Source organism: Kitasatospora viridis, assembly GCF_007829815.1.
In the GTDB taxonomy this organism is placed as follows: domain Bacteria; phylum Actinomycetota; class Actinomycetes; order Streptomycetales; family Streptomycetaceae; genus Kitasatospora; species Kitasatospora viridis.
On sequence record NZ_VIWT01000009.1, the window covers coordinates 97,512 to 109,217 of the forward strand.

The window sequence follows — 11,706 nt, forward strand, 5'->3', positions numbered from 1 at the left end:
CGAACGGGACGGTGCCCCGTCTGTCCACTGTCCATTCGTCGGGCTGTGCGCGGTGCTGACCGCCTGGCCCGCGCGTGTCAGATCGGCAGGTCCCACCCGGGGCCGTCCTCGGTGCCCAGCCACACGCGCTGACGGGCAGTGGAGACCGTGATCCCGAACTGCTCCTGGTGGGGCTCGTTGGCGTCCTGCCAGCGCTGCACGGCCCGTTCCACCCGATCCCAGAGACGAACGGGACCGCGCTGGATGACGGTCCACCCGCCATCGGGGTCGGCGGTCGTGCGGGCCTGTGAACCGGTGGACACGTCCCAGAGGATCTGCTCCGCCCCCGCCCCCATGCGCTCGGCCGAGGGTGCGGCGAGCTGCGCTACCCAACCGCCGGTCCAGTCATCGAGTTTCGCGGGGTCGATCCGGCTCGGACGCTCGTCTCCGGGCAGGAGGGCCAGCATCGGACGGGGCGGCCGGTCGTGCGGCCGGGCGATCATGAAACTGGTGTAGCCGGGGAGGAAGCGACCCCTGGCCTCTCCGGGGCCGGTCACGTCGAGCAGAGCGAGGGCGTTGGCGTAACTCCACCCGGAGATGGTGGCCAGGATCTTTCCGCCGGGCTTCACCTGGTGCAGCCACGGCAGCGGGACGTACCGGACCGAGCAGGTGGCGATGAGCCGGTCATAGCGCCCGCCCTCCGGGTCGCCGCGCAGCCCGTCACCGATGATCAGGCGAGGCGCGTAACCGGCCGCCTTGAGCGCCGTGGCAGCAGCCCCGCCGACCACCGGGTCGTACTCGATGCTGGTCAGGTTGGCGTCCCCGAGGCGGTGCGCGCCGAGGGCGGTCGAGTATCCGGTTCCGGTCCCGATCTCCAGCACCCGGTGACCTGCCTCCGCGCCGAGCTGCTGCCACATCCGCAGCACCAGCGACGGCAGGGTGGACGAGGACGACGGGGAACCGGTCACGGCATCCTCGGTCACGTCGTCGGGCCTGACCCGGCCGTCCAGTTGGGTGATCAGCGTCTCGTCGGAGTAGACCCCCTCCAGCCACCCGGGATCGCCCTCCCGGACAGGCCGGTAGCCGGTGGGGACGCTGCCCGCCACCGGCAGGAAGTACGACCCCGTGAACAGCTCGCGGGGAACCGCGACGGCCGCGCTGCGCCACTCGGGCTCGGCGAGGGCGCCGTCCTCGGCGAGCCTGTCCGCCAGGGCGCTGCGGAGCTGATCCGATGTGCTCACGTGTCGGGGCCTTTCTCCAGTTGGTCGGTGAGAGCTTGGGCGATGGCTCCGGTGGTCTGTGCCGGCTGCCACGCCCACTGGCCGTTTGCACTCAAGTTGTTCTTTATGCTCTGATCCGGTCGCGTTCGATGATGGTCTCGGGGGACCGGACGGCCTTGCCCATGTTGTAGCGAGTTGAGCTTCCCCCGCTGTGCGAGAGGCGCTGATTAGCTGGTCAGAACGGGTGTGGGTGGTCCGATTGTCATCGGTTCGGTCGTCGCCTGGTCGGCGTAGTACTTCGTCTCGTACTCGTCCGGGCTGAGCCAGTCGAGTCGCTTCTGGATGCGGCGGGTGTTGTACCAGCCGTCGATGTAGGCGAACAGGGCGAGGTCGGCGTCGGTGCGGGTCTCGAAAGTCGTGCGGCGCACGCACTCGGTCTTCAGGACGCTCCAGAAGTTCTCCGCGAGGGCATTGTCGAACGAGTCGCCCACGCTTCCCATGCTCGGCTCGATTCCTGCCTTCAGCAGACGAGTTGTGAGCTTGACGGACGTGTACTGGCAGCCACGGTCACTGTGGTGGATCAGCTTCCCGGGCTCGATGGGGCGGCCGTGCACCCGGCTTCGACAGTTGGCGGGCACACGACCGGGTGCGATCGGATGTCATCGCAGGTCAGCGTGATTTGAGTGGTCTGGAGCGGTATCGGGCTGCGGGCACGCGAGTTCAGGTGTTCTGCTGCTGTGGCCCGGGCTGACTGGGCATCATGCGGGCATGTACGTGCGGAAGACCCAGCGGCGGAACAAGGACGGCAGCGTTGTTCGGTACGTGCAGCTGGCCACGAACCGGCGGGTGGGCGGCACGACGCAGGCTGACGTGCTGCTCAACCTCGGGCGGGAGGACAAGCTTGATTTGGACTCCCTGCGGCGTCTGGTCGCGTCCTTGAACCGCTACCTCGGCGACACGGACGTGGACGTCGCCGAGCCGCTGGGCGTCGAGGGTGGCCCGCTGGAGGTGGTGGCCTCCCGCCCGCTCGGTGCGGTCTGGCTGCTGGACGGCCTGTGGAAGCTGCTGGGCATCGACCAGGCCCTGGCCAAGGTGCTGGACGCGCGCCGGTTTCGCACGGACGTGGAGCGGGCGCTGTTCGCGCTGGTCGCCAACCGGGCGGTGGCACCGGACTCCAAGCGGGCCGCGAGTGAGTGGGCGAGTCGGGACGTGGTGATCCCCGGCGCGGGTGAGATCGCCGAACAGCACGCCTACCGGGCCATGGATCTGCTCGTCGGCGAAGACACCCAATCCGCCGTGCAGGAAGCGGTGTTCTTCGCCGCGGCGAACCTCCTCGACCTAGAGGTCGACCTGATCTTCTTCGACACCACCAGCACCTACTTCGAACGCGACGACGCCGACACCGCGGACGGGGCCCTTCGCCGCTACGGGCACTCCAAGGACCACCGCAAGGACCTCCCGCAGGTCGTGATCGGCCTGGCCGTCACTCGCGAGGGCATCCCGGTCCGCTGCTGGACCTGGGCCGGGAACACGAGCGACCAGAGCGTGATCGAGCAGGTCAAAGCCGATCTGCGGGCCTGGCGCCTGGGCCGGGTGGTCACCGTCACCGACTCCGGCTTCTCCGGCGAGGCCAACCTCGCCTGCCTCGCCCGCGCCGGCGGGCACTACATCACCGGCGTCAAGATGCGCGAAGGCTCCGCAAAAGCTGCCGAGGCCCTCGCCAGGCAGGGCCGCTACCAGCACGTCCGGGACAACCTGCGGGTCAAGGAGGTCCGCCTGGACTCCGATCCCGGCAGACGCTGGATCATCTGCCACAACCCCGCCGAAGCCGAACGGGACAAGCTTCGGCGCGAGCAGCAACTCCAGGCGATCACCGAAGAACTCGACCGGATCGCCGCCGCCCGCGCGGCGGACGCCAAGAAGGCCAGGGAGCGCGCCGCCAAGGCCGGCCTCAAGCGAGCCGTCATGCCGTCCGACGCGCCCCACCGCAAGGCCGAGTGCGCACTGCGGGACCACCCCTCCCTCGGCCGCTGGCTCAAGCAGTCCACGACCGGCCGACTGTCCATCGACCGCGCCAAGGCCAAGACCGAGGCCAACCTCGACGGGAAGTACCTGCTGGCCACGTCCGACCCGGACCTGACGGCCGAGGATGTCGCACTCGGCTACAAGAACCTCCTGGAAGCCGAACGAGCCTTCCGCACCATGAAGTCGACCTTGTATCTGCGGCCGGTCTACCACCGCCTCGACGACCGCATCCGCGCTCACGTCCTGCTCTGCTGGCTCGCGCTGCTACTGATCCGCGTCGCCGAACGCCGCACCGACCTCACCTGGCGGACCATCAGAACCGAACTGCAGCGCATCCATCAGGTCACCCTCGCCGGGCCCGCCGGACGGCTCGAACAGACCACCCAGACCACCGACACCCACGAGCGGATCTTCAAGAGCTGCGGCATCCCGATGCCGGCAAAGTTGAGCGGCCTCACCACCGCCGAATAGGCCCTGACCAGGACAAAGACCTGTCGGAGGCGTGGACACACGCCCCCGACGGCACCTCACGCCTATTCCCGCAGGTCACACCCGAAATCCGACATGATCGTGTGCCCGCCAACTGTCGAACTCGGGGTGCAGGGCGTACTCCAATGCGGTGAGGACCAGGTCGGCGTCCGCTCGTTCGGATGTGTGCCAGCCCACGATCCGGCGGGAGAAGGCGTCGCGGATCGTGGCCAGCCACCACGGGCCCTGGCCGGTGGGGATCAGCGAGATGTCGGCGACCCACAGCCGGTTGGGGGCACTCGCGGTGAAGTCGCGCTGGACCAGGTCCGGGGCGGGGTCGGCTGCCGGGTCGCGGCGGGTGAAGCCGCGGGGCCGGCGCGGGCTGACGCCTTGAAGGCCGGCCTGGCGCATCAGGCGCTCGACCCGCTTGCGGCCGACGTGGGTGCCCTCGCGTCGTAGGACGGCGTGGACGCGCGGGGAGCCGTAGGTCGCGTCGGAGTCGGTGTGGATGCGGCGGATGTGCTCGGTCAGTTCGGCGTCGTGGCGCTTGCGCTCGCACGGCTCGTGGATCTCTCGGCGCCAGCGGTAGTAGGTGGAGGCGGGGATGTGCAGTTCCCGGAGGACGGGCTCGGCCCCGAAGCGGTCCTGGTGCTCGTCGATGAGCTTCAGTACCGTCGCCGGGTCGGGTCGAGCTCCTGGGCGAAAAAAGCCGAGGCGGCCTTGAGGATCTCGCAGGACCGGCGCAGCTCGGCGTTCTCCTTGCGTAGTTGGGCCAGTTCCTCCTTCTCGACGGTGGTCAGCCGGTCCTCGCGCTCGCCCCGGTCTGCTTCGTCCTGGCGGATCCAGTTGCGCAGGGCCTCGTGGTGCACGCCCAGATCGCGGGCCATCTGACGGATCACCGGCTTCGGGTCGGCTGAGCGGTACGCGGCAACAGCACGCTGCCGCAACTCGGGCGGGTACTTCATCGGTGCAGCCATCGCAGAGGCTCCCTTCTCATGGCCCATCAGGCCATATCCGACGACCTGCCGCACCCCGGGGGAACCTCAAGTGGCGGGCCGTTGGTTCTTCGAGCCGAGCGGTCTGCCGAGGCCGGGCCGCGATGGTTTCGGCGCACGGGCCAGGCAGGGCAAAGCCGGGCCGAGGTTCCTGAACCCCCGGCAGACCCAGGCCGGGGTAAGCCTGTTCGGTCCCACTGGTCTCTCCCAGGGGGCGGCGGATGTCCTCGGCAAGCGGCCGGGTGAGACTGGGTTGGGTGTGTGCACCGCTGATCAGCCACGTCCAGCGGTGCGCCTCTTCGGGGGGGCTTGAGCCGGGTCCAGCCGACCGTCTGCCCGTTCATCAGCGGTTGGACGGCACGGCTGGTGGCCTTGGCGATGAACAGCAACCGTAGCTCCGTCAGACCGCGAGCTGACGGACCTTTCCGGGGTCGAGGTGCAGCTCGTACGGGGTCGAGCAGTCGCTGATCTCCGTGCCCACCGGGGCACCGCACGGGCACCGGCGGTTTACCCCGCCCCGGCCCGACAAGCCGCAACAGCCGACATCGTCGAAGCTCGGGGCACGGACCGGCTCCAGGCCCGGCGCGTCGTCAGGATGAAGAACCACAGTCCCTCGCGGCCCTGCAGACATCAGGAAGTAGTCACCGTCCGGACCACCAACGCACGGGCCGCCCGGGAAGATCGCCACCGGGTCCTCGCACAGCATGAACGGTGCGCCCCAAGGCTCCGGTTCCACCGCGAAGCACCCCCGCGGCACGGTGGCGGACGCCGTCCGCGTCCCACCGTCCTTCGAATAGCCCTGGTCCATCGGACGAACGGGGATCTCAGTCAACTCGGTCAACGGTCCCGTGATCGCAGAATCACAGGCCACACACGCGAACACCATCACCCGCAGTTTTTAACACCCCCCGAGGAACCCGCCAACCCAATTAGCCTCCCACCACGGCACTCAGGCACAGCAGACTGGGCCGAAGCATCACCCCTGGACCTGGTGGTACAGCTTCGATGAGACAAACCGGCCACCTTCGGTGGTCACATCGAGGTCGAACGCGCCTTATTTCAAACGGAGTTCGGCGAGATGGTCGGCGACCCCACGCGCGCCCGACGTGGGTACCTCGATCGGTGCGCATTCTCATACCAACACTGCGGCGGGTCACCCCCAGCCGTCACTGCCGGTCGCATTCACCCCGTCGACGGCGGGCCGGTGCTGACGCCCCGGCGACGCACCCCGTCAGGCAGCGTCACGCGTCCTCCTGCCCGCTGGTGACCACAGGATCTGAGTCGGCGGGCAGCAGGTCCAGCAGCAGGGCCACCGCGTCCTCGGCGTTCCCGACCTCGCCGACTACCGCGCTGGGGTGGCAACTGCGGACGGTGAAGCGGCCGTTGTGCAGGGGCTCGATCAGGCCGGCCTGTGGGGTCCACGGGAACGTGGTGGTGCTGCTGAAGCGCAGCGTGTAGTGGCTGGTGAACGGGTACAGCCGGCGCAGTCGTGGTTGGGCGGCGGCGGCTTCCCAGAGGGGGAGGAGGGCGGGGAACGGGCGGGCCCGGTGCGTCTCGTGGTGCCACTGCCAGCGCAGGTGCAGGGCCTGCCAGGCGGCGTCGACGGCGTGGGTGGGGCCGCGGCGGCGGGCTGCGGCCAGGTCCGGCAGCACCGGGCGGGCCGGCAGGGGCGGCTGGTGACGGGGTGTCCGGTCCTGGGTGTTCACGGCCACAGTGTGTCGGACCCGGCTGGCATCCTCCAGACATGGAGACGACGTGGCAACTGGTGATCGACTGCGCCGACCCGCAGCGGCTGGCGCGCTTCTGGGCCGAGGCGCTGGGGTACGTGCCCGAGCCGGCGCCGAGCGGGTACTCGACCTGGCGCGAGTACTGGGTGGCCGTGGGCGTGCCCGAGGAGGAACTGCCCGTCGGGGCCGGGGAGATGGCGGAGTCGATCGTCGATCCGGCGGGACGGGGGCCGCGGGTGTGGTTCCAGCAGGTTCCCGAGCCGAAGGTCGCCAAGAACCGGCTGCACCTTGACGTGAAGGTGGGCGGTGGGCGCGAGGTCCCCCTGGCAGTCCGCGTCCAGCGGGTCGGCGCCGCGGTGGAGCGGCTCACCGCGGCCGGTGCCGCCGTGCTGCGGATCACCGACGAGTCGGACGCGGCGCTCTACGGCGCCCTGCTGGGGGACCCCGAGGGGAACGAGTTCTGCGTCGTTTAGGCGAGTAGGCGCACGAGTCCTCATGCGGTTGAGGCCAGGACGCCGAACAAGGCGTCCAGGGCCGCCGGGTAGGCGCGCTCGGAGGAGGCGGCGAAGCCGATCAGCAGGCCCTGGGGGCGGTCGGCGCGGGCGTGGTGGAGTTCGGTGAGGCCGCGCAAGGCGACGCCGGAGCGGGCGCATTCGGCGAGCAGGTGGTCTTCGGTGGGGCCGTCGGGTGGGAGGGTGACGAGGGTGTGCAGGCCGGCGGGTACGCCGTGGGCGGTGAGGCCGGGGTGGGCGGCCAGGCGGCCGAGGAGGAGTTCGCGGCGTCGGCGGTAGCGCAGGCGGGCGGCGCGGATGTGGCGGTCGTAGGCGTGCGTGGTGATCAGGTCGGCGAGGACGAGTTGGCCCAGGGTCTCGGTGTACAGGTCGGCTTGCTGCTTGGCCCGCAGCACCGGTTGCACCAGGTGGGGCGGTAGCACCAGCCAGGCCAGGCGCAGGGCGGGGCCGAGGGTCTTGGACGCGGTGCCGCAGTAGACGACCCGGTCGGGTGCGATGCCCTGGAGGGCGCCGACGGGCTGGCGGTCGTAGCGGTATTCGCCGTCGTAGTCGTCCTCGACGATCAGGCCGCCGGTGGAGCGGGCCCAGGCGCAGAGCGTCTGACGGCGGGTCGGATGCAGCGGGACGCCGGTCGGGTACTGGTGCGAGGGGGTGAGGAAGGCCGCTCCCGTGCGCTGGGTCAGCTCGTCGGTGCGGGCGCCGTGGGCGTCGACGGGCAGGGCGAGGGTGGTGAGCCCGGAGCGCTGGACGACCTCGCGGAAGAGGTTGTGGCCCGGGTCCTCCACGGCCGCCGTGCGGGTGCCGGACGCGGCCAGTACGCCACCGAGCAGGCCCAGGCCCTGGTAGTAGCCGGAGGTGATCACGATGCGGTCCGGCGTCGTGATCACGCCGCGGGTGCGGCCCAGGTAGTCGGCGAGGGCGGTGCGCAGCTCGATCCGGCCCTGGGGGTCTCCGCCGCCGAAGACCTCGGGGCGGGCGTGGGTGAGCACGCGGCGGGTGGCGGCGAGCCAGGCCCGGGTGGGGAAGGCGCTGACGTCGGGCAGGCCGGGGCGAAGGTCGTGGCTGGGGGCGGTCGGCGCGGGCGCGGGGCGTGCGGGGGCCTGGGCCGCTTGCGGTAGGTCGGCCACTCTGGTGCCCGATCCCGGACGGGTGGTCAGCAGGCCCTCCTCGACCAGTTGGTCGTAGGCGGCGCTGACGGTGCCGCGGGAGAGTCCGAGCTCCTGGGCCAGGCCGCGGGTGGACGGCAGGAGGGTCCCGGCGGGCAGGCGACCCCCGCGGATCGCGGTTCGGAGTGCGGACTCCAGGCCGGAGCGCCGGCCGCCCCCGGGATCGGGGGAGATGTGCAGGTCGAGTCGGGAACTGGACCAGGAATTCAGCATGGAACCGGATCTTATTTCTGGTCCGGTGGTCCGTTAGGTTCGGGGCCAAGAGTTTGCACGAAGGGGGCATGAGTATGAAACGGGTCGCTGTCATCGGGCTCGGCGCGATGGGTGCGCCGATCGCCCGCCGGCTGCTGGGGCACGGTTGCGAGGTCACCGTCTGGAACCGCTCGCCGCAGCGGGCGGTGGCCCTGCGGGAGGCGGGCGCCGTGGTGGCGGAGAGCGCGGCGGACGCGGTGCGCGGGGCGGAGGCGGTGATCGTGATGGTCACGGACCCGCCGGCGCTGCTGGCGGTGACCGAGGGCGAGCACGGGATCGCCGCTGGGATCGGGCCGGGGGCGGTGGTCATCCAGATGTCGACGGTGTCGCCCGCGGCGGTGGCGCGGCTGGCGGATGCGCTGCCCGCCGGCACGGGACTGCTGGACGCCCCGGTGCTTGGCAGTGTGGCCGAGGCCGCGTCAGGAGCCCTGCGGATCCTGGTGGGTGGCCCGCCGGTGCTGGCCGAACGGTGTCTGCCCCTGCTGTCGCAGCTGGGTTCACCGCTGCACGTCGGGGAGTTGGGGGCCGGCACGGCGGCGAAGCTGGTCGCCAACAACGCGCTCTTCGGTGTGCTGGGCGTGCTGGGCGAGTCCCTCGCGCTGGGCGGGGCACTGGGGCTGTCGTGGGAGGTCCTGCACAAGGTGCTGGCCGTGACGCCGTTGGCGGCGCAGGCCGCGCGTCGACGCCCGGCGATCGAGGCCGACGAGTACCCGGCGCGCTTCGCGCTCGCCCTGGCCCGCAAGGACGCCGACCTCGTCGCCGAGGTGGCGGGTGAGGTCGGCGCGGTTGGTGCGGCCGATGACGGCGGGCCCGGCCTCGGTCTGACCGCCGCGGCCCGGGACTGGCTCCGCGACGCCGAACGCGCGGGGCGCGCCGACCAGGACTACTCGGCCGTGCTGGCCCACATACTTCACGCTGTGAAGAAAGGGCCCCAGCAGTGATCGTGATCGCGCACCTCAGCGACACCCACATCGACGACGGGCAGCGCAGCTCCGACCGCACCCGGGCCGTCATGGACTACCTCGAAGACCTCCCCCATGACCTGGACGCGGTCCTGGTCACCGGTGACATCGCCGACCACGCCCGGCCCGCCGAGTACGAGCAGGCCCGCCGGCTGCTGACCTCCCGGCACCCGGTCCTGGTCTGCCCCGGCAACCACGACGAGCGCGCGGCGTTCCGGCAGTTCCTGCTGGGCCAGCCGGATGCAGAGGTACCGACCGCACCGGTCAACCAGGTGCACCGCACCGCCGGCTTCGTCATCGCACTGTGCGACTCCTCGGTGCCGGGCAAGGACGAGGGCTTCCTGGAGGACGAGACCCTGGCATGGCTGGAGGACGTGCTGGCGCGGACCCCGGCCGAGGTGCCCGTGCTGGTCGGCTTCCACCACCCGCCGACCTCGCTGCACGCCCCGTTCGTCGACGGCATCCGCCAGTTCGGAGCGGAGCGGCTCACCGAGCTGACGAACCGTCACCCCAACCTCGTGGCCTTCCTGTGCGGGCACGCCCACACCGCCGCGGCGACCACCTTCGCCGGACGCCCGCTGCTGGTGGCGCCAGGGGTGGTCTCCACGATCCGGCTCCCCTGGGAGCGGTACGCGCACCCCGAGGACCACGTCCACCTCGACCAGCCGCCCGCCCTCGCCTTCCACGTGCTGGACGACGAGGGACGGCTGACCACCCACTACCGGTGCGTCACCGGCTGATCCCCAGCCTCGCCAGGACCCGCCGCGCCTCGTCGCGGACACCGGCGTCGTCATCCTGCGCCGCCAGGTCGCGCAGCTGACGGGTCATCCGGTCCGCGCCGTCGGGCGTCAGCCAGTCGGGGTCGCCGTACAGCTCGGCGCTGATCTCGTCCGCGGTCCAGGTCTCGACGGCCCGGCTGCGGGCCAGCAGCACGAGTCGGAGCCCGGCGGTGTCCTTGCGGGCGAGCAGGGCCACGGCCGTCTCCTGGGTGACGGCCGTGTCCAGGGGATCCAGGAGGAGGCGGCCGAGGACCTCGGCCACCTCGTCGAGCCGCTCCGCCGCGGCGAGTTGCCGCCCGGCGGCGGCGCGGACGGACCAGTCCGGCGAGTCGGCGCGCCGAACGGCAGCGCGCTGCTCGTGCTCGTCGGGCGGGGTCGCGCTCACGGGGCGGGAGCGGCGCGGACCGCGTCGGGCAGCAGGTGCAGCTCGTAGGGCGTGAAGCAGTCCGACATCACGCTGCCGACCACGACGCCGCACCGGCAGGCCTGATTGGGCGGGCCGTCGCCGGGGGCGCCGCAGCAGCCGGGCGGCCCGTCCGGTGTCGCGTGCCAGGTGAGGTCGGGCGCGTCCTCGGGGTGCAGCACGAAGGTGTTCCGCGGACCGGCCGAGATGACTATCACTCCGTCAACATCGCTGGTGCACGGGCCGCCGGGGTAGGCGGGCGGAAAGCCGTCCTGGTCCGGCGCCGGCACGAACGGCGGCCCGTGCGGCTCCGGATCGACGGCGTAACCACCCCGGGGCACGGTGGGCGGGGCCTGCCGCCGACCGTCGACGAGCACGCCGTCGAACACGTGTCGCGGGGGAACGGCCGGGAGGAGCTGAAGCGTGCCGGTGAGGGCGGCACCGCAGGCGGAACAGTGGAAGATCGTCATCGCCACCTGTCTACCGTGTCGGCCCCCGCGCCACAACGTGATTCCCGCGCGACCGGCGCGGGTGCGGCCGCAGGCCCGCTACTCCTCCCGCAGGGCGGCGTCCAGGCCGGAGGACAGCAGGGCGAAGGCGCGGTCGGCGTCGGCGAGGGCCTGGGGGAGCGAATCGGCGGCGGACCGGCCGGTGCTGATGCGGTGCCAGTTGGCGCGGCCGAGTTCGTGGCGGGTGGCGATCATGTGGGTGGCGGCGAGGCGCGCGGTGAGGGGGTCGGTGGCGAGCGGGTCGGCGGTGAGTGCCTCGGCGAGCAGGGTGATCTCGCGCTCGGTGTAGTGGGTCAGCCGGCTCTGCAGGCTCGGGGTGCCGTAGAGCAGGTGCTGCACGTCGATCACCGAGGGGTGGTCGTTGAGGCCGGTGATCGGGTCGAACGCGGCGAGCGCCGCGCGGAAGTGACGGTGCAGCGCCTGCACCGGACCCTCGCCGGCGGCGCGCTCGCGGACGATCCGCGCGGCCTCGTCCTGGTGGTCGGCGAAGCGGTCGAGGACCAGGTCCTCCTTGCTCGGGTAGTAGCGGAACAGGGTCGGCTTGGAGACGTCGGCGGCCGCGGCCACCTCGGCGACCGACACTGCGTCGAAGCCGCGTTCGAGGAAGAGCCGGAGTGCGACCTCGGCGAGCTGGTCGCGGGTGCGCTGCTTCTTGGCGTCCCGGAGTCCGGGGGTGCTCTCGTCCATGGCACCGAGAGTAGCACTTCGC

Annotated in this window: 13 protein-coding genes and 1 pseudogene; 4 read left to right on the top strand and 10 right to left on the bottom strand. The window is 71.5% G+C overall.

Features of this window, described 5'->3' with window-relative positions; all coding sequences use genetic code 11:
* Window positions 1–77: 77 nt before the first annotated feature.
* Window positions 78–1,220: an ATP-grasp peptide maturase system methyltransferase gene (gene tgmC, locus FHX73_RS43530; RefSeq protein ID WP_145911672.1), complete on the bottom strand. Its 1,143-nt coding sequence runs from the start codon at window positions 1,218–1,220 to the stop codon at window positions 78–80.
* A gap of 206 nt (window positions 1,221–1,426) precedes the next feature.
* Window positions 1,427–1,837, bottom strand: a complete 411-nt coding sequence (locus FHX73_RS45405) for an IS3 family transposase (RefSeq protein WP_342795374.1) — start codon at window positions 1,835–1,837, stop codon at window positions 1,427–1,429.
* A 130-nt stretch (window positions 1,838–1,967) separates the two neighbouring features.
* On the opposite strand from FHX73_RS45405, the gene FHX73_RS43540 reads away from it, so the two are divergent.
* The gene (locus FHX73_RS43540; RefSeq protein WP_145908878.1) at window positions 1,968–3,695 is read left to right on the top strand and encodes an IS1634 family transposase; all 1,728 of its coding nucleotides are present in this window, start codon (window positions 1,968–1,970) and stop codon (window positions 3,693–3,695) included.
* 75 nt (window positions 3,696–3,770) lie between these two features.
* Here the strand turns inward: FHX73_RS43540 and FHX73_RS45915 are convergent, their stop codons facing one another.
* From FHX73_RS45915 to FHX73_RS43565, 4 genes and pseudogenes are all read right to left on the bottom strand, one after another.
* Window positions 3,771–4,427: an IS3 family transposase gene (locus tag FHX73_RS45915; protein ID WP_211786528.1), complete on the bottom strand. Its 657-nt coding sequence runs from the start codon at window positions 4,425–4,427 to the stop codon at window positions 3,771–3,773.
* Window positions 4,358–4,669, bottom strand: a complete 312-nt coding sequence (locus FHX73_RS43550; protein ID WP_170305349.1) for a transposase — start codon at window positions 4,667–4,669, stop codon at window positions 4,358–4,360. Before FHX73_RS43550 ends, FHX73_RS45915 begins: the two co-directional genes overlap by 70 nt.
* A 75-nt stretch (window positions 4,670–4,744) precedes the next feature.
* Window positions 4,745–5,022 (bottom strand): annotated as a pseudogene (locus tag FHX73_RS47005) (NF041680 family putative transposase); the annotation flags it as partial.
* A gap of 906 nt (window positions 5,023–5,928) precedes the next feature.
* The gene (locus FHX73_RS43565) at window positions 5,929–6,393 is read right to left on the bottom strand and encodes a DUF6193 family natural product biosynthesis protein (protein ID WP_145911676.1); all 465 of its coding nucleotides are present in this window, start codon (window positions 6,391–6,393) and stop codon (window positions 5,929–5,931) included.
* A gap of 38 nt (window positions 6,394–6,431) precedes the next feature.
* Between FHX73_RS43565 and FHX73_RS43570 the strand changes: the two genes are divergently transcribed.
* Complete coding sequence (locus tag FHX73_RS43570) at window positions 6,432–6,887, top strand: VOC family protein (RefSeq protein ID WP_145911677.1); 456 nt, start codon at window positions 6,432–6,434, stop codon at window positions 6,885–6,887.
* A 20-nt stretch (window positions 6,888–6,907) separates the two neighbouring features.
* On the opposite strand, the gene pdxR is transcribed toward FHX73_RS43570, so the two are convergent.
* Window positions 6,908–8,305, bottom strand: a complete 1,398-nt coding sequence (gene pdxR / locus FHX73_RS43575; RefSeq protein ID WP_145911678.1) for a MocR-like pyridoxine biosynthesis transcription factor PdxR — start codon at window positions 8,303–8,305, stop codon at window positions 6,908–6,910.
* On the opposite strand from pdxR, the gene FHX73_RS43580 reads away from it, so the two are divergent.
* The gene (locus FHX73_RS43580; RefSeq protein ID WP_281292794.1) at window positions 8,218–9,285 is read left to right on the top strand and encodes an NAD(P)-dependent oxidoreductase; all 1,068 of its coding nucleotides are present in this window, start codon (window positions 8,218–8,220) and stop codon (window positions 9,283–9,285) included. The two genes, pdxR and FHX73_RS43580, sit on opposite strands and share 88 nt — an antisense overlap.
* Window positions 9,282–10,046, top strand: coding sequence for a metallophosphoesterase (locus tag FHX73_RS43585; RefSeq protein ID WP_145911680.1), 765 nt, complete (start codon window positions 9,282–9,284; stop codon window positions 10,044–10,046). Before FHX73_RS43580 ends, FHX73_RS43585 begins: the two co-directional genes overlap by 4 nt.
* On the opposite strand, the gene FHX73_RS43590 is transcribed toward FHX73_RS43585, so the two are convergent.
* The 3 genes from FHX73_RS43590 to FHX73_RS43600 form a co-directional block, all read right to left on the bottom strand.
* A complete protein-coding gene (locus FHX73_RS43590) occupies window positions 10,036–10,470 on the bottom strand; it encodes a hypothetical protein (protein ID WP_145911681.1) in 435 nt (144 codons plus the stop codon). The two genes, FHX73_RS43585 and FHX73_RS43590, sit on opposite strands and share 11 nt — an antisense overlap.
* Window positions 10,467–10,958 (bottom strand): hypothetical protein, encoded by a 492-nt coding sequence (locus FHX73_RS43595; RefSeq protein ID WP_145911682.1) that lies wholly within the window; start codon window positions 10,956–10,958, stop codon window positions 10,467–10,469. Before FHX73_RS43595 ends, FHX73_RS43590 begins: the two co-directional genes overlap by 4 nt.
* A 78-nt stretch (window positions 10,959–11,036) precedes the next feature.
* Window positions 11,037–11,684 (bottom strand): TetR/AcrR family transcriptional regulator, encoded by a 648-nt coding sequence (locus FHX73_RS43600; RefSeq protein ID WP_145911683.1) that lies wholly within the window; start codon window positions 11,682–11,684, stop codon window positions 11,037–11,039.
* Window positions 11,685–11,706 lie beyond the last annotated feature (22 nt).

Coding starts and splice junctions, on each gene's coding strand:
- FHX73_RS43540 (WP_145908878.1), top strand. CDS start 1,968: ATGTACGTGCGGAAGACCCAGCGGCGGAACAAGGACGGCAGCGTTGTT.
- FHX73_RS43550 (WP_170305349.1), bottom strand. CDS start 4,669: ATGGCTGCACCGATGAAGTACCCGCCCGAGTTGCGGCAGCGTGCTGTT.
- FHX73_RS43570 (WP_145911677.1), top strand. CDS start 6,432: ATGGAGACGACGTGGCAACTGGTGATCGACTGCGCCGACCCGCAGCGG.
- pdxR (WP_145911678.1), bottom strand. CDS start 8,305: ATGCTGAATTCCTGGTCCAGTTCCCGACTCGACCTGCACATCTCCCCC.
- FHX73_RS43595 (WP_145911682.1), bottom strand. CDS start 10,958: ATGACGATCTTCCACTGTTCCGCCTGCGGTGCCGCCCTCACCGGCACG.
- FHX73_RS43600 (WP_145911683.1), bottom strand. CDS start 11,684: ATGGACGAGAGCACCCCCGGACTCCGGGACGCCAAGAAGCAGCGCACC.